This is a genomic window from Akkermansia muciniphila (assembly GCF_040616545.1).
GTDB lineage: Bacteria > Verrucomicrobiota > Verrucomicrobiia > Verrucomicrobiales > Akkermansiaceae > Akkermansia > Akkermansia muciniphila_E.
On the sequence record NZ_CP156688.1, the window covers coordinates 1,291,714 to 1,308,026 of the forward strand.

Consider the following 16,313-nt stretch of genomic DNA (forward strand, 5'->3'; position numbering starts at 1 on the left):
CTTTTTTCTTATGCTAGGAAGACGGGGATTGGAAAAACCTGCTTTTTCCTTTCCCTCCCAACTCCAACCCCCCCTATGATGAAACTACTGTGTTCTTTCTGCCTGTGCATTCTTGCCTGCTGCGTTTCCGTGGCTCAAACGGCTTCCCTGCGTTCTACCGTTCTTCCCCCGCCCTTCATGAAAGTGGAGTGCCGCCAGGGGGAACGGCCCGTTTCCATTTCACGGGCGGAAATCAAATCCCGCGTGATGGATTTTCTGGCGGAAACGGAAGTGACGCTGGTTTTCCATAATCCCAACACCCGCGTGATGGAGGGGGAATTGACATGTCCGCTTCCCTCCGGTGCCACCGTGCAGGGTTATGCTTTGGACATCAACGGCCGCATGGTGGACGGCGTGCCCGTGCCCAGGCAGAAGGCGCGCGTGGCGTTTGAAGAGGAAGTACGCAAACAGGTTGATCCCGGACTGGTGGAATGGTCCGGCGGCAACATGTTCAAGACGCGCGTGTATCCCATCCCTGCGGGAGGCACGCGCACCGTGCGGCTGCGTTATTCCGCCGTCCTTCCCGTAGATGCCGGAGGCGTCCCCACTCTCCGGCTTCCGATGAATTTCAAGGAAAAGCTGGACTCCCTCAAACTAAGGGTGGAGGTATTCGGCAGCCGGAGGCCCGTCGTGGTTTCCTCCCCGCTGGACAACGTGGAATTCAAGGGCTGGCGCCGTGCCTTTCTGGCGGAAAAGGAGTGGAACGGCCTCTCCCTGACGGAAGACCTGTTCATCTCCCTGCCGCGTGCGGAGGGTAAAGAGGCCGGGGCCGCGCGGGTATTCGTGGAATCTTCTGAAGGCAGGGATTATGCCGCCGTGATTATTCCCCGGCCTGTGCGGGCGGACAAAAAGAACGCCGTGGAAGCCGCGCCCGCGATAGAGCTGGTTTGGGACGCTTCCGGTTCCATGAAAGGGGCGGATGTCCGGAAATTCCTGGATTTTCTGAAACGCTACCTTGCTTGCGGCAGAACCCCGGGGCAGCAAATCCGCATCAGCCTGACTGTCTTCCGGGACCGGATCATGCCTTCAAAAACGTTTGCGGTTACTCCGGACAACATGGACGAACTGGCCCGCGAATTGCTGGCTCTGGACTATGACGGGGCCACCTGTGACTGGAGCGCCGTTCAGGAAAGGCTGGCCGCCGGTTCCCGTGCCCGGGACTGCCTGGTTGTCAGCGATGGTTTTGCCAATTTCAGCCCCGTGCCGGAAAAGCGGGCGGCCAGCTCCGCTAACACTTTTGCCCTGATGGTGACTCCGCGCCAGGATGCTAATACGTTCGCGCGGATAGGCATCCCCGTGATTGACCTGACCAGCCAAACGGCGGAGCAGGCGGTGGAGCGCGTCGCCAGGGGGGAAGCGGCCATCCGTTACGCTGACGGGGGAAACATGCCCTGGGGAGCGTTTTCAAGGTATGAAGCCCCCGGAATGCCGTCGGATTCCATTCTTCTGCTGGCGGAACTGGAGCCGGGTTCCTACCGCGGGACGGCGGAGGTCGCCGGAGTGGACATTCCCGTGGAGGTGGACGCCTCCGGAGCGGAGCCGGGAACCATGCTGAAGGCCTTGTATGCCCAGGCAAGGCTCCGGGAACTCCTCTGCCAGGCCCCCTCCGCCGCCAGGGATGAAGCTGTCGGGAAACTGGGGATGGAATACGGAATCGTGACGCCCGGCACCTCCCTGCTGGTGCTGGACTCCCTGGACCAATACCTGAAATACGGCGTGCGCCCTCCCGCTTCCGCTCCTGAACTGCGCTCGGAATATGACCGGAGGATGCTGAAACGCAGCCAAAGGGAGGACATGGCTGAAGAGACCGCAAAATTAAACCGCCTGAAGGCCTGCCTTGCTTCCTGGAAAAAGACGCAGGAATGGTACGGGAAGAAATTTTTCAATGCGGAAGAGATGGAAAGCATCCTGAAAGATGACCGGTTGAAACAGGCCTTGATTCATACGTGCCGGGGCAACGACCGGGAGGCGCTGGAGATTTACCGGAAAATACTGAAGGAAGAGCGCAATAACCGGACGGCCCTGAGGGGCGTCGCGGTCATGGAAAAGCGCCTCCGGGAAAAAGAAGCGCGGGCTGAAAAAGCCGCGGGGGAAAAAGTTGCCCGTGACGGGGAATTGACTGAGGCGAGGGCAAACTTGAACAGGGAATTGGACCGGGAGCCCGCGGACATAGCGGGGAGCCTCCGTCTGGCCTACGGCTTTTATGACCTGGGGGATTACGGCAAGGCCCTTCTCCTGTTTAACAGGATATTGGAAGAAGACCCGGGAAATGTTGCGGCCAGGAGGGGTGCGGAGACCGTCAACCGCAGAAAAACTGCCTACTACTCCGCGGCTTGTGATGAAAGCAGGAGCGCCATGCTGGCGGAAGTTGATTCCCTCTGGGAGCGTCCGGCCCAGTCCTCCCCGGGGGATGAAAATTCGGGGCAGTCCGCCCCAGCGCCTATTATAGTTCAAGGTAACAATATATCCGGAGATTCCGGTGCTGCCATCAGGGCGTCCGGAAGTTTTAATGAGGAAGCCGGGAGTTCTCCGGATTTCGCCTCCCCGGATCTGCTGGGGAACGAGAATCCCGCTCTGGAAAGGCAAGGCATGGTAGGGTCCCTGTTTCTGGGAGGGGGAGAATCTTTCAATGGCTCAAAGGCCCGGGAACGGGACGCCGGTTCTTCTCCCGTGATAAACGTGAAGGCGTGGGACTCCAAGGCTCCGTATCTGGCCGCTCTGGAGGCGGCTGACCGTCCTTTTGCGGTTTACATGAAGCTTAAGGAGGAGTACGGGGAAAGCCCCGGATTTTACATGGACTGCGCGGACTGGTTTGCCGGGAAGGGGGACAAGGCGCTGGCCGTCCAGATCCTGTCCAACCTGGCGGAGCTGGAACTGGAAAACCGTTCCCTGCTGCGGATGCTGGGCTACAAGCTGCGGTACATGGGGGAACTCCGCCAGGCCAGGTTCATTTTTGAAACCGTAAAAACCCTGTTTCCGGAGGAACCCCAGTCTTACCGGGATCTGGCGCTGGTGCTGGATGAACTGGGAGAAGCCCGGAAGGCATTCGGCATGTACCGGGAGTTGCTGGAACGCCGGATGTCCAGCCGCTTTACCGGAGTGGATCAAATTGTGCTGGTGGAACTGAACCGGCTCGTTAGCCGGAGCAGGGCGGCAGGAGCGGAGCTTGATACCGGAGGGCTGGACCCGGCTTTTCTCCAGCCGGTGGAAGCTGATCTGCGCGTGGTCATCAACTGGGACACGGACGCGTCTGACATGGACCTTTGGGTCACGGACATCACCGGAGAGAAATGCTATTACAGGCATCAGCTGACCACTCACGGAGGCCATTTGTCCCGTGACGTGACGGAGGGCTACGGCCCGGAAGAATACCTGGTGCGCAAGGCTCTTCCCGGTCCCTACCTGATTCAGACGCACTACTATGGAACCCGGTCCCAGAAAATGCTGGCCCCCGTGACCCTGTATGCGGAAGTGTACACGGACTATGCCCGTCCGCAGGAAAAGCGGAAAACGCTGATGTTCCGCCTGAATGACAGGAAGCAGGTAGTGGACATCGGGAAAGTGGAGTACGGACAGGCTCTACGGGAAAATGGCGTGCGGGATTACCAGGTGAAAGCCGGGGAAACCCGGGCGTCCATTGCTGAGAGCCAATTGAAGGATGGGAAGCGTGCGGGAGAGGTCATCCGCCTGAATCCCTTCCTGAAGGACCGGGAGCCGAAAACGGGGGAGATCATTAAACTGCCGGAGTAACGGCCACAGGGAGCCCTTGAAGAAAGGGCTCCCGCTGCCAGGCGCGGGATTACGCTTCTTCAAAAATGCGCAACAGGCGCTTCAGCAGATTGATTCTGGCCCTGCGCTTCCGGAAGCTTTTGCCGAACGAGAACGGCAGGTGCCATTGATTATGGCGGAGCTGGCGCCGCGTCCACTGCGTGAATTCCGCCAGCAGTTGGGATAAATGGGGCTGAAGGGCTGCGGTCTCCATGGCCGGTTTCCACCAGACGGCCGCGGACATGATGTACTCCTCAGACTTTTCAGGAAACAGCCACGGCTTTTTGGCGCCGATCATGTGGAATAGCTTCCAGGCCCGCAGGGCGTGAATGCCCGAGACTCCCGCAAATTCCGTACCTGCGATGGCTTCCTCAAGCCCGTCTTTTTCCAGTTCAAACTGGAAATGGTAATTCCATTCAATGGGCAGCGGGGAAATCTGCCGGTGGAAGACGATGTTCAAGGCATCCTGGTCCGGATGTTCCAGCATTTCATTATGTTCTTCAATGAAGCGGATCAGGCGGGATTCCGCATCTTCCTCCCTCATGCGGCCCAGGTCCAGGACCAGCACGCCGGAATTGAAATAATGGAATGGATCGTGCAGGCCCAGGGGCTGGAGCTTCCGGAGCTGGCGCCGGGGATAGCCTGCTACCAGGCTGCTCAGCACGGCCGTATCCCGTATGGCGCCCAGGGGGGCGCCGTGGAGGTCCGCATCATAAAGCTCCGCTGCGTCTGCGTACAGGACGGTATCCGCATCCAGATAGACCATGCGGGCATGCCGGGGGAACAGGCTGGGAGCCAGCAGGCGCGCGTAAGCCAGGGCGGAGAACCGCCGGACATCCCGGTCATGGAGCATTTGCTCCAGTTTGCCGGGAATGGTCATGAACTGAAGGGCCACGTTGGGATAACCGGAAACGGCGTTTTGAAGTCCCTCCATATGCTCTTCCTCCAGCCCGTCGTGCACTACCCATAGTTCATAGCTCCGGTGCGGGCTGGAGTGGCGCGCCAGGGAATGCAGGGTGACGGCCAGGCACATGGTCCATGCGGAGGTGACGGCGAACATGACGGCCACGGGAGCCTGTCCGGCGGGAGGGCCGGAAACTGTGTCCGGCATGGAGGAGGGAAGGGTGGAGGTGGACATGGTGTTAAAAGGGGTTATGGCCACAGGCCGTCGAAAACTGCCAGCCGGCGCTGAAGGGCTTTGATTTTTTCCCGGCGTTTCCGGAACTTCCGGCCCGGGGAAAAGGGGAGGCTCCACTGGTGGTGGCGCAGGCGGGAGCGGAGGGCGTGCGTGAATTGCCGGTACAGTGCGCGCAGTTCACGGCGGAAAGCCGGGGTTTGCCGGGCGACCGGCCACCAGAGCGCGAGGTACAGGCGGTGGTAGGTTTTCTCCATGTCCGGCGGCAGCCACGGCTTGTAATCGCCAACCAGATGGAAGAGCTTCCAGGAACGGGTTTCAAACAGGAAAGGGGCCTCCTCGAACTCGGTGCCGGAGACAAGCTCCGCCATGCCCGCGTGGTGCAGTTCAAACTGGAAGTGGTAATTCCAGTTGATGGGCAGCGGAGTGATGCGCCCGTGAAGGGCGATGTTGATAATATCCTGGTCGCCATACGGGAAGGGCTCCGGACGGGACTCAAGCAGCCCCAGCAGCCTGTCTTCCGTCTCCTCTTCCCTCATTTTCCGCAGGTCCATCACCATCACTCCGGCATTGCAGTACAGGCGGGCGGAAGCCACCCCCATGCCGCTGATGCATTCCAGATGGGCCGGAAGCTGGCCCGTTCCCATGCTTTCCAGGACGGCGCAGTCCCGGACGGCGCCTACCGGCGCGCCCTGCAGGTCCGCCCCGTAAAGTTCGGCCACATCTCCATTCAGCAGAACATCTACGTCCAGATATACCAGCCTGTCACACCTGGGGAACAGGTCCGCTGCCAGCAGGCGCCCGTACGTAAGGGGAGAAAAGCGTCCGCAATCCCTGCCATTCAGAATGCGGAGCAGTTTTTCCGGAAGCATGGAGAATCCCAGTGAAACGTGGGGATAACCGGAAACGGCTTTTTCCAGTTCTTTCATCTGCCGTTTCTCCAACCCCTGGTGGACGATGTGAAGTTCATAATTCCGGTGCGGGCTGGAATGCAGGCAAAGGGAACGGATGGCTACGGCCAGCGGGATAAGCCAGGAGGGAGTGACGGCAAACATGACGGAAACGGGAGGTCCCTTCATGCTGGATAAGGGGGGTGCAGCCGGCATGGGAAGAATTCAACAGGTCATGAAGAAAGGAGGGAAATGGACGTTCCTGACCCGGTATTCCCGGCATGGGATACTTCCGCGGTGAAAACGCCCCTATTACGTCCGGCCATCATACGGATTTCAAATCCGGAGGGAGTAGCTCTCCGGAGTGAAAACGTGAAACCCAAGGAAATAAAAGGAGCCGGGAAAATCCAGGGGCACTGTCCTGTCAAACCACGTTGCGCTATGGGGCACATCCGGTTATGTCTAGATACTTTCAAATGCGGCTGTTTGAATTGACTTCGGATTTGAAATCCGGTTACATAGGAATTTCCTGGTATGAGCGCGGCTGTTTCCATCATTCTTCCCTGTTATAATGTGGCTCCCTACCTGGATGCCTGCATGGAAAGCCTGGCCAGCCAGACGCTGGAGGACATTGAAATCATCTGCGTGAATGACGGCTCTGTGGACGGCACGCCCGCCATCCTCCGCGCGTGGGCTGAAAGGGATGGCCGCATCCGGGTGGTGGACCGGGAAAACGGCGGATTGTCCGCGGCGCGCAATACCGGCATGGAATTGGCTTCCGGCGAATACATCGGCTTTGTGGATCCGGACGATTATGTGGAGCATTCCATGTATGCCCGGCTGCTGGAGGAGGCCCGAAGGCATGGCGCTGACGTCACGGCCTGCGGCTATACCGGCTTTTCCGATCAGGACGGTTCCGTGCTGGAAAAATGGAGCCTGTCTCCGGAAGAGGGAGTGGAGGAAGAGGTGCAGTCATGCGTTTTTCAGGAAAATGCCGTGTGGAGAAGGATGGCCGCCGTGGCCTGGAACAAGCTGTACAAGCGGGAATTTCTGGAAAGGTACGGCCTTCGCTTTGAACCCCGCTTCCGGCAGGGCGAGGATGATGCCTTCTGGCTGATGGTGCTGGCCCACGCCACCCGGCTGGCCGTGATTCCTGATCAATTATACTGGTACCGCCGCCAGAGGGAGGGCGCCATCTCCCTGGCATGGGAGGAAGAGGGATGCCCGTTGCCCCTCGTTGCGGACCGTCTTCTCCATGCCACCGCCTACTGGAAAAAATGCGGCTGGCTGGAATCCGGCCTGGAACGCGGCTGGGTTCTGCATGCCCTCTGGTACTACCTGCTTGTCCATCTGGTGCCTGCGCACAAGCCGCTCCCCCGCCTGGCTGCGGAGGAATGGGCGCAGCTGCACGGCCAGTTCCGGGAATGGTTCTCCCTGGTGGGAGGCACGGAGCGGTTGCAGGGTCTTGACAAGTGGGAAACAGCCTTCTGCCGCCTGCTGGAACGGCCTGCGGAACGTCCCGGCCTGCTGTCCCGCATCTGGTGGAAACGCCTTTCCCTCCGCAAAGGGCGCCGCGGCCGCTATTACGCTCTCCGTCTGCTTCTGGCTTCCTGCGGAGGTAAAAACCCATAGCTGATGCACCATGTCCGTTTCCGTTTCCATTATTGTTCCCTGTTACAATGTGGCCCCGTATGTGGAGGCCTGCCTGGACAGCCTGGTGAACCAGAGCTTGCGGAATATTGAAATCATCTGCGTGAATGACGGTTCTACGGACGTGACCCCGGCTCTTTTGGACGCGTGGGCGGAAAAGGAGGACCGCATCCGCGTCATTCACCGTGAAAACGGAGGGCAGGCGTCAGCGCGGAACCTCGGCATGGATATGGCCGGGGGTGAATACATGGGCTTTGTGGATCCGGACGACTATGTGGAACCTTCCATGTTTGCCCGCCTGGTGGAGGAAGCCCGCAGGAATGGCGCTGATGTGACGGCCTGCGGTTATACCAGCTTTTCCGACGGAGACGGTTCCGTGCTGGAGGAATTGAGCTGGTCTCCGGCTCCGGGCGTGGACAAGGGGGTGCAGTCAGACGTGATGCGAACGAACTCCGTCTGGGAGCGGATGGACGTGGTGACATGCAACAAGCTGTACCGGAGGGATTTTCTGGACCGGCACGGTCTCCGTTTTGAAACTTCTTTCAGATCCATGGAGGACGACGTCCTCTGGCTGATGGTGCTGGCCCATGCCACGTGCCTGGCCGTGATACCGGACCGCTTGTACTGGTACCGCCGCCAGAGGCGCGGCTCCGTCTCCCAGATGCTGGAAGCGCAGGAACGTCCCCTCCTGCTGGTGGCGGAACGGCTGCTGCATGCCACGGAGTATTGGAAAAAATGCGGCTGGCTGGAATCCGGCCTGGAGCGCGGCTGGGTACTCCGGGCCCTGAGGCATTATCTTCTGGTCCGGCTGCTGAATCCGGGGCAGCCCCTGCCGCAGTTGAGTGAGGAGGAATGGGGGCGTCTGCGCGGCAAATGCCGGCAATGGTTTGCCCTGGCGGGGAAGGCGGAGGCGTTCCGGACTCTCGGCAAGTGGGACTTTGCGCTGTGCCGGGTGCTGGCCTCTCCGCCGGAACATCCCGGATTCCTGTCCCGTGCGTGGTGGAAGCTTCTCTCCCGCTGCCGCGGCCGGCGGGGACGTTACTACAGGCTTAAAGGGAAGCTTTCCTCTTGCGGCGGTGGGAAATAGATTTCCGGCGGACTGGTTCTTAACCTTCTGCGCACCGTTGGGGCTTGCGGGAACATCCGTATTGAAGTAGGATAGCCGTTGCGGGAAAAGGCGCGGACATCATGAACCATGGTTTCCGCTGGTTTTTCCCATGAAAAACTGAATGATACTCCTGATTCCTCTATGAATGGTACTGTTTCCATTATTTTACCCTGCTACAACGTTGCTCCCTATCTGGATGAATGCCTGGAAAGCCTGGTCCGGCAGACCTGGGAAGACCTGGAAATCATCTGCGTCAACGACGGCTCCACGGACGATACGCCAGCCGTACTGCGCGGATGGGCTGAAAAGGACGTCCGCATCCGGGTGATTGACCGGGAAAACGGAGGTCTTTCCGCGGCTCGCAATACCGGGATAGATGCAGCGACGGGCGAATACATCGGCTTTATAGACCCGGACGACTACGTGGATATTTCCATGTATGCCTGTCTGGTGGAGGAAGCCCGCAAGCATGAGGCGCAGGTGACGGCCTGCGGTTACGTCAGTTTTTCCGATGGTGATGGAAAAGTACTGGAAGAATGCTCTCATTCCCCGTCATGCGGAGTGGAGGAGAATGCGCGCGCGAGCGTATTCCAAGAAGATGCTGTCTGGAAAAGAATGGACGTGGTTGCCTGGAACAAACTGTACAAGAGAGAATTCCTGGAAAGTCTCGGGTTCCGGTTTGAACTTTCGTTCAAGGGCGGGGAAGATGACGTATTCTGGTTGATGACGCTCCCTCACGCCTCCCGCCTGGCCGTCATTCCGGATCAACTGTACTTTTACCGCAGGAAAAGGGCCGGGTCCCTTTCCGACGTCTGGGACCGGGACGGATGGTTTTACTCCATGAACATGGACCGTCTGGAATATGTGACGGCCTACTGGGAAAAAATCGGCTGGCTGGAATCTGCCGTCAGGCAGGGCTGGCTGGCCCATATTATGAAGCGTTATCTGCTGGCTCACGTCACCTCCGCAGAGGAAATCTTCCGGCGGCTGGATGAAGAGGAACGCCGGGGACTGGCGGCGCGTTACCGCAAATGGTTGAAAGGCGTGGAAATCGGTCCCGGCTTTGCAGGCCTGAACAAGTGGGACCGCGCATTCTGCCGCCTGCTGGGTGCGGAACCGGTAAAGCTCGGTCCCGGCGCGCGTCTTCACAGTACCCTGATGTCGGCATGCAGCGGAAGAAAAGGGCGGTACCACCGCCTTAAGCTCCTGTTATCCGGATTATCATGAAAACCGCCGTTTCCGTCATCGTTCCCTGTTACAATGTAGAACCTTACGTGGACGAATGCATGTCCGGTCTGGCGGAACAGACGCTGGCCCCCATGGAAATCATTTGCGTGGACGACGGTTCCACGGACGGGACGCTGGAGCGTCTGTACTTGTGGCGGGAAAAAGACAATCGCCTCCGGATCATCAGCCAGTCCAACGCCGGGGTGTCCGCGGCCAGGAATGCCGGGCTGGATGCCGCGGAGGGAAAATACGTGGGCTTTGTGGACCCGGATGACCGGGTGGACCGGAGGATGTTCTCGCGCCTGCTGGGCGCCGCTGAAAAGAATGATGCGGACGTTGTGGTGTGCGGTTGCCGGGAATTCGTGGAAAAAGGCGGTGTGGTCGTCCATGAGGGCGGCTGGTCCCCGGATGATGAATTTTATCCGGAGGAACGGGTAGAGCAATTCCGCCGCGGTTCCGCCTGGTGCCGGTGCGTGGGTCCCGTGTACAACAAGCTGGTCCGCAGAAGCCTGGTGGAAGAGCATGGCCTCCGGTTTGTAGAGGGGCTGAAGGAAGGGGAGGACCTGGCCTTCCTGTTGATGCTGCTGCCCTTTGCCCCCCGGCTCCGGACCTTGTCGGACCGTTTTTACCATTACCGGAGGGAACGGCCCGGCTCCGCCACGTATGGAAGGGACCTGCTGCTGGGGGATTTCCGCATGGACCTGATGGGCATGGACCGGGTAGCCCGTTTCTGGGAACGGCATGGATTGCTTGATTCTGCGGCGCTCTTCGGTCTGGTGGACTACTACATGGAATTCATCCGCAGGCACTTCATCATGAAGGAGGGCGCCTTCTTCAAGGCCTCACGGGAAGAACGGGAAGTCCTCCTTTCCGGATGGAAAAAGTGGCTGGAACTGGTGGGCGCGGAGAAAACCCTCAGCCAACTGGACAGGTGGGACCAGGCGTTCTGCCGTCTGCTGCTGGACTACCCCCTTCAGGGCAATTTCCTTTCTTCCCTGCATTGCCGCCTGATGTCATCCCGCAAAGGGCGCCGGGGGGCTTATTATGCCTTGAAACGGCATCTTATGGAATAAGGCGAAGAGAACTTCTGCCCTTTTCCGGAAAAGGAATTTTGATCGGAGGCGCGCAACCGCGGCAGGAGGCATCCCGGTCCGGTAATTACGGCTTTTACACGCCCATATAGCACATCTGCTCCTTGAGCTGGGCCACCTGGAGGTCTTCTCCCAGGTATTCCCCGATGCAGTAGCCGAAGAGCATGGCGGCTCCGGGGCCGTTGGCGGTAAGCATGTTGCCGTCCAAAACCACGTTTTCATCCTTGACGATGTGGGCTCCGGCTTCGTTGAGTTCCCGGTAGACGTCCTGGGCCGGGTAGGCCGTGACATTCTTGTCCTTGACCAGGCCGGCTTTCGCCAGGACGATGGGGGCGGCGCAGATGGCGGCCACCAGCTTGCCCGCGGCATGCATCTTCTTGACCAGATGGATGACTTCCGGCGTATCACGGAGCACCCAGGCGCCTGCGCCGCCGGGCAGAATCAGGGCGTCCAGCTTGTCCGCATGAAGCTTGTCCAGCATGGTGTCCGTGGTGACGGTCACGTCATGGGTGCTGACCACCTTGTCAGACTGCACGCCGGCCAGCTGCACGTCAAAGTTCAGGCGGCGCAGAATGTCCAGCGGGGCCATGAGTTCTATTTCTTCAAATCCGGGGGCGGCAAGAATGGCGACTTTTTTCATGGTTAATGAGACAAGGGGAGGGAATGGAACGTTCAAGGAAAAGGGGGCAGAATGCCAGCAGCCCTACAGGAGAAGCAGGACCGGATTTTCCAGCAGGGTCTTGAATTCTGCGGCGATCTTGGACGCCTTGCATTCCGGCAGGATGTTGGCGTTCACGTACAGCGTGACGGGAAGGATGAGCTTGGAGACGGGACGTCCCGCTTCTATGCCCGTCTTGGGCGTGGTGCCGCCGATGCTGATGATGCTGTGGGGCATTTCCGGGAGCACGGTGCGCTGTGCTTCCACGTTCACGCCGCTGTCGCAGAGCAGAATGTTCGGGGAAATGCTGCCCGTGGGGGGCGGTCCTGCGGCAGGGGCGGCCAGCCGTTCCATGGCGATGTTGTAAATCGTCTTACCGGAGGCGTTTTCAATGAAGACGTATTTTTCTCCCTTGTCCAGCACCATGAGCAGTTCCGCTGCGGCGTCTCCCGCCAGCCATTCCGGCTCGCTGATGCACGCTTTCACCGCAGCGCGCACCACGTAGTCAAAGAGGCTGTAGCGGCCGCCGATGAGTTTTTCACACTGGACGGCGATGGGCGTGCTGATGGCGGCCAAATAGGCCATATTGGCCTCCAGGGAGTACAGGTAGAAGTTGTCCACGCGTGTGGCGTGGCGCGTATCCCTGGGTGCCAGCGGGGTCTGCACCCGGCGGGCCGGGCCGCTTGCGGGGCGTATGGCGGCGCGCACGTCCGCGGCCATGATTTTGCCGTGCGGGCCGGTGCCTTTCAGGGTACCGGGATTCAGCCCTGCTTCCGCGGCCAGTTTGGCGGCCAGCGGACTGCATTTGACGGGAGGGCACGGCGGGCAGTCGCAGGAGGCCGCGCCGAATTCCGACTGAAGCAGCGCAATGGGCGCGCCCACGGCGGCGGAACCGCCTTCCGGCACCAGGATTTCCGTCAGGGTTCCGTCCTCGCATGCCTGGAGCTCCACGTGGGCCTTGTCCGTCTCAATGTCGGCCAAATGGTCGCCGACTTCTACGAAGTCTCCTATCTTTTTGACCCATCTCAGGACGATGCCTTCATGCATGGAGTCGGACAGGCGGGGCATTTCAATGGTAATAGCCATGGAGGTGAATGTTGAACGTTGGAATACGGTAAGGGGGGGATGGCGCGCCGGAGGGGTTCCGCCCCGTCCGGCGCGCGGCTGCGCGGTTACGCGCTGTATTTTTCCACGCCGTCGATGAACACCCGGGAGGTGTTGAAGTCATCGTCCAGCAGAACCATGTCAGCGGTGAAGCCGGGGGCGATCTTGCCCAGGCCTTCCAGGCCCAGGGACTGCGCCTGGTTCCAGGAGGTGGCCTTCACCAGTTCGCTGAGGGGCTTGCCGGTCAGGCGGTGCACGTTTTTCAGGCCGTGGGCGTATTTGAGGGTGCTGCCGGCCAGGGCGCCGGATTCCTGAAGGCGCGCCACGCCGTCTTTCACGATGATGGGCAGGCCGCCCAGGTCCCCGGGGCCGTCCGGCATCCAGGAGCAGGCCAGGGAGTCCGTAATCATCATCTGGTCCGTTTCCTTGTTCTTGAACACGGTCTTGAGCATGTCCGCGCAGAGGTGGATGGTGTCGCAGATGATTTCAATCTTGATTTCCCTGTCCAGCAGGCCGGAGCCCACCAGGCCGATTTCACGGTGGTGCAGGGGAGACATCTGGTTGCAGTAGTGGGTCAGGTGCACGAGGCCCGCGGATTTGGCCTTGTTGAAGTCCGCATGGGTGGCGGCACTGTGGCCCGCGGAGCAGCGGATGCCGTTGGCGGTGGCCTTTTCAATGAATTCCACGGCTCCGGGCATTTCCGGCGCCAGGGAGACCAGCAGAACCTTGGCAATGGAGTCCAGGTTGGCTACTTCATCATAATCCGGCTGGCGCACGAAGGCGGGGTTCTGGGCGCCGCAGCACTTGGGATTGATGAACGGCCCTTCCAGGTGGATGCCGGGCGTCTTGGCGAACTCCTGGTTCTTCATGTATTCCGCCACGGAGGCGCACACGTCTTCCAGTACCTTGGGAGACAGCGTGAGCGTGGTGGGCAGCCAGGAGGTGACGCCTTCCTTCATCTTGCATTCCGCAATGGTGCGAAGGCTTTCCAGCTTGGCGTCACAGGTGTCGCAACCGCCGGCGCCGTGGCTGTGGATGTCAATAAAACCGGGAAGGAGCATTTTCCCTTCCGCGTCCACCACCTTGTCCGCGGCGGGGAGCTCGCTCCCGGCGGGGTAGACGGCGGTGATGGTCTTGCCTTCGATTTCCACGGCAGCCCCGGGCAGGTCAATGCCGGGGGAGATGATGCGTGCGTTTTTAATGAGTGTTTTCATAAAATGGATGAATGGTTGATTAATGGAGTCCGTATAGCGGTTTGAATGGATGCGGAATTATTGTTGAGCCTGTTCTGAAGATGGCAAACCATGACCACTTGCGGCAATGCGGACAACGCCCAAAGTCCCTTTTCCGTCCCGCTGGCTTGCGGAGAATGCCGTACTTGCCAAAGGGTTCTTCCATGCCGCAGTGGTTGCAGCGGATGATCCAGCCGGGCGCCCTCCGTTCCCATTTTGCAGGTTCTCCGGCGTCGCTTCCACTTTTTCCGGAGTGAAAACCTGCTCAAGGAACCGTTTGAGAATATTCATGCGGGGCTGGTACCGGTATGCCTGGTTTATTTGGCGGCGTCCAGCGTCTTGTTCCACTGGGCCACGCGGGCGGCTTCCGCCTTCAGCACGGCGGCCGCGGCGGTTTTGTCCAGAATACGGATGTCCTTGATCTTGTCTCCGCGGACGATGGAGTTGACGATGTTCTGGCCTTTCAGCACCTTGCCGAAGATGGTGTGGCGTCCGTCCAGGTGGGGCGTGGCGACGTGGGTGATGAAGAACTGGGAGCCGTTGGTGCCGGGGCCCGCGTTTGCCATGGAGAGCACGCCGGGGCCGTCATGCTTGAGGGACGGGGAAAACTCGTCTTCAAAGCTGTAGCCGGGACCGCCCATGCCCGTGCCGGTGGGATCGCCGCCCTGGATCATGAAATCCGGAATCACGCGGTGGAATGTAATTCCCTTGTAGTAGCCCCTGTTGATGAGGTTCAGGAAGTTGGCTACGGTGACGGGCGCCTTGGAGGGATAAAGCGCCAGTTCAATGTCTCCCTTGGTGGTGGAGATGACGATGTTCACGTCCTTGAGGCCGGCAGTGGAGTCCGCAGCTGCGGAAAATCCCGCCAGAGCGCACAGGGAGCACAACAGAAGGGTAAGGTACTTTTTCATGGCTTCTTGTTTCCCCTCTATGTTGCCTGAAGAAAAGCAGGTTTGCAAGTAAATCGCGCGCCCTGACGGGAGAATGGCGCGGGTCGCCGCCTTCCGGGGAAGAATTTTTCCTGAAGGAAGCCTGCCTGAAGATTACTCCCTGATAACCAGCAGATTTTACCTTGATCTATGAATGACGCGGGAAAAACGGAAGATAAGCCAGGCCATGCCCAGGCTCAGGATTCCCATGACGACGAATTGCCAGGAAGGGGGAATCACCAGCATCATGGCGTATTGGAATCCGACGGCCAGCAGGCCCAGCACGCAGTCCACCAGGTTGCCTGCGGCAATCATGTCCCCCCGCTTGTCATTGTCCGCCCGGTCCTGGAAAAAGGCGTTCAGCGGCACCAGGAACAGGGCTGCGGAAATGCCCGCCGCCATCAGCAGGGCGTAAAAGATGTGGGAGGTCATGGAAACCGTGGACAGGGCCACGCAGCTGGCCGCCATCAGCGCGCCTCCTGTCACGGAGACGTTCATCCGGATGTGGCGGCGGCAGATGACGGAGGCAATGATGCCGCCCAGCACCGTCCCCCCGCTCATCCAGGCCATCAGCATGGCACCCACGGAGCTGAAGTCGTCACTGCCTCCGGAGATTTCCTTGGCCATCTGGATAGTCATCAGCATGACCGTGCCGCCGAAGAACCAGAAATAGCCGATGCCCATTTCACTGACGCGCAGGTTCCGGTTTTTCCACAGCTTGCCCAGCTGGTGGAAGTGCTCGTAAAACAGGGACCAGGAGAAAGGCCGGAATCCTTCCGGAGCGTACCGGGGCAGGGTGAAGCTGGAGATGGCCACCGGAATGGCCAGGAGCAGGAACACCAGGCACGGGAAGGAGGCGGCATACCAGCCGTCATTAAGCCCGGAGGGTTTCAGCCATGCGTCAAACCACCGGAAGAAATCCGTTCCCAGCCAGTGGTGCCAGACTGTGTCCGTGGAAGGTTCCAGCAGGTAGCGGAACCAGACGAATACGCCAATCTGGCCGATGAGCAGGCTGAGGATGGAGGCCATTTCCACAATGCCGCTGGCGAACCCCATGCGGGAGGTGCCCACGATGTCCTTGACAATGCCCTTCTTGGAAGGGCTGAAGATGGTGGCCTGCACCGCAAAAACGCAGAACCACAGGATGGCCCCGTGCAGGTTGTGGGTGCGCAGGCTCCAGTACATGCCCGCCAGCACGCATATCTGGAGCACGGCCATGGATTGGATGATGCGCGCCTTGCAGAAGCGGTCCGAAAGCCAGCCGACGAACGGGGAGAACAGGATGAAGGGCAGCACGATGATGGCCCCCAGCGGATATTCCAGGTCTCCCTGGGTGCCGTACAGCCACACGCCCAGCGGAATCAGCAGGAATTGCGCCCCTTTTTCATTAAAGGAGTTTTGCGCCTGGATCAGCACCAGCCGCCAGAAGGCTCCCCATGGAACTTTGCTGACGTGTCCGGGCGTATGGGGGGAATGGCTCAT

General features: G+C 59.8%; 13 protein-coding genes. 5 read left to right on the forward strand and 8 right to left on the reverse strand.

The genetic code is table 11. The features are described 5' to 3' along the window. The first annotated feature begins 75 nt into the window (after positions 1–75). Positions 76–3,789: a VIT domain-containing protein gene (locus tag ABGM91_RS05275; protein WP_354834325.1), complete on the forward strand. Its 3,714-nt coding sequence runs from the start codon at positions 76–78 to the stop codon at positions 3,787–3,789. Between the two features lie 49 nt (positions 3,790–3,838). On the opposite strand, the gene ABGM91_RS05280 is transcribed toward ABGM91_RS05275, so the two are convergent. Both ABGM91_RS05280 and ABGM91_RS05285 read right to left on the reverse strand, forming a co-directional pair. Further along, positions 3,839–4,945: a glycosyltransferase family 8 protein gene (locus tag ABGM91_RS05280; RefSeq protein WP_354834328.1), complete on the reverse strand. Its 1,107-nt coding sequence runs from the start codon at positions 4,943–4,945 to the stop codon at positions 3,839–3,841. A gap of 14 nt (positions 4,946–4,959) precedes the next feature. After that, on the reverse strand, positions 4,960–6,021 hold the full coding sequence (locus ABGM91_RS05285) for a glycosyltransferase family 8 protein (RefSeq protein WP_354834331.1): 1,062 nt from the start codon (positions 6,019–6,021) through the stop codon (positions 4,960–4,962). Positions 6,022–6,366: 345 nt separating this feature from the next. Here ABGM91_RS05285 and ABGM91_RS05290 point away from each other — a divergent pair, with 345 nt between their 5' ends. The 4 genes from ABGM91_RS05290 (at position 6,367) to ABGM91_RS05305 (ending at position 10,890) form a co-directional block, all read left to right on the forward strand. Further along, a complete protein-coding gene (locus tag ABGM91_RS05290; protein ID WP_354834334.1) occupies positions 6,367–7,464 on the forward strand; it encodes a glycosyltransferase in 1,098 nt (365 codons plus the stop codon). Positions 7,465–7,474: 10 nt separating this feature from the next. Further along, the gene (locus ABGM91_RS05295; protein WP_354834337.1) at positions 7,475–8,569 is read left to right on the forward strand and encodes a glycosyltransferase family 2 protein; all 1,095 of its coding nucleotides are present in this window, start codon (positions 7,475–7,477) and stop codon (positions 8,567–8,569) included. 162 nt (positions 8,570–8,731) lie between these two features. Next, entirely contained in the window at positions 8,732–9,817 is a 1,086-nt protein-coding gene (locus ABGM91_RS05300; protein WP_354834340.1) for a glycosyltransferase family 2 protein, read from the forward strand. Further along, positions 9,814–10,890 (forward strand): glycosyltransferase, encoded by a 1,077-nt coding sequence (locus ABGM91_RS05305; protein ID WP_354834343.1) that lies wholly within the window; start codon positions 9,814–9,816, stop codon positions 10,888–10,890. The genes ABGM91_RS05300 and ABGM91_RS05305 overlap by 4 nt, the downstream gene beginning before the upstream one ends. A gap of 94 nt (positions 10,891–10,984) precedes the next feature. On the opposite strand, the gene ABGM91_RS05310 is transcribed toward ABGM91_RS05305, so the two are convergent. From ABGM91_RS05310 to ABGM91_RS05335, 6 genes are all read right to left on the reverse strand, one after another. Further along, on the reverse strand, positions 10,985–11,548 hold the full coding sequence (locus ABGM91_RS05310; protein WP_354834346.1) for a DJ-1 family glyoxalase III: 564 nt from the start codon (positions 11,546–11,548) through the stop codon (positions 10,985–10,987). A 63-nt stretch (positions 11,549–11,611) separates the two neighbouring features. Further along, positions 11,612–12,652, reverse strand: coding sequence for a biotin/lipoyl-containing protein (locus ABGM91_RS05315; protein ID WP_354834349.1), 1,041 nt, complete (start codon positions 12,650–12,652; stop codon positions 11,612–11,614). 86 nt (positions 12,653–12,738) lie between these two features. Beyond that, positions 12,739–13,884 carry an N-acetylglucosamine-6-phosphate deacetylase gene (gene nagA / locus ABGM91_RS05320; protein WP_354834352.1) on the reverse strand — a complete coding sequence of 382 codons (1,146 nt, stop codon included), beginning with the start codon at positions 13,882–13,884 and terminating at the stop codon, positions 12,739–12,741. A gap of 57 nt (positions 13,885–13,941) precedes the next feature. Next, positions 13,942–14,193 (reverse strand): hypothetical protein, encoded by a 252-nt coding sequence (locus tag ABGM91_RS05325; RefSeq protein ID WP_354834355.1) that lies wholly within the window; start codon positions 14,191–14,193, stop codon positions 13,942–13,944. Positions 14,194–14,219: 26 nt separating this feature from the next. After that, entirely contained in the window at positions 14,220–14,813 is a 594-nt protein-coding gene (locus ABGM91_RS05330; RefSeq protein ID WP_215429148.1) for a peptidylprolyl isomerase, read from the reverse strand. 156 nt (positions 14,814–14,969) lie between these two features. Continuing rightward, entirely contained in the window at positions 14,970–16,313 is a 1,344-nt protein-coding gene (locus ABGM91_RS05335) for an MFS transporter (RefSeq protein WP_354834358.1), read from the reverse strand.

Excerpts from the sequence above, each read along its gene's own strand:
- ABGM91_RS05275 (WP_354834325.1), top strand. The coding sequence starts at position 76 with ATGATGAAACTACTGTGTTCTTTCTGCCTGTGCATTCTTGCCTGCTGC.
- ABGM91_RS05280 (WP_354834328.1), bottom strand. The coding sequence starts at position 4,945 with ATGTCCACCTCCACCCTTCCCTCCTCCATGCCGGACACAGTTTCCGGC.
- ABGM91_RS05285 (WP_354834331.1), bottom strand. The coding sequence starts at position 6,021 with ATGAAGGGACCTCCCGTTTCCGTCATGTTTGCCGTCACTCCCTCCTGG.
- ABGM91_RS05290 (WP_354834334.1), top strand. The coding sequence starts at position 6,367 with ATGAGCGCGGCTGTTTCCATCATTCTTCCCTGTTATAATGTGGCTCCC.
- ABGM91_RS05295 (WP_354834337.1), top strand. The coding sequence starts at position 7,475 with ATGTCCGTTTCCGTTTCCATTATTGTTCCCTGTTACAATGTGGCCCCG.
- ABGM91_RS05300 (WP_354834340.1), top strand. The coding sequence starts at position 8,732 with ATGAATGGTACTGTTTCCATTATTTTACCCTGCTACAACGTTGCTCCC.
- ABGM91_RS05305 (WP_354834343.1), top strand. The coding sequence starts at position 9,814 with ATGAAAACCGCCGTTTCCGTCATCGTTCCCTGTTACAATGTAGAACCT.
- ABGM91_RS05310 (WP_354834346.1), bottom strand. The coding sequence starts at position 11,548 with ATGAAAAAAGTCGCCATTCTTGCCGCCCCCGGATTTGAAGAAATAGAA.
- ABGM91_RS05315 (WP_354834349.1), bottom strand. The coding sequence starts at position 12,652 with ATGGCTATTACCATTGAAATGCCCCGCCTGTCCGACTCCATGCATGAA.
- nagA (WP_354834352.1), bottom strand. The coding sequence starts at position 13,884 with ATGAAAACACTCATTAAAAACGCACGCATCATCTCCCCCGGCATTGAC.
- ABGM91_RS05325 (WP_354834355.1), bottom strand. The coding sequence starts at position 14,193 with ATGAATATTCTCAAACGGTTCCTTGAGCAGGTTTTCACTCCGGAAAAA.
- ABGM91_RS05330 (WP_215429148.1), bottom strand. The coding sequence starts at position 14,813 with ATGAAAAAGTACCTTACCCTTCTGTTGTGCTCCCTGTGCGCTCTGGCG.
- ABGM91_RS05335 (WP_354834358.1), bottom strand. The coding sequence starts at position 16,313 with ATGAGCCATTCCCCCCATACGCCCGGACACGTCAGCAAAGTTCCATGG.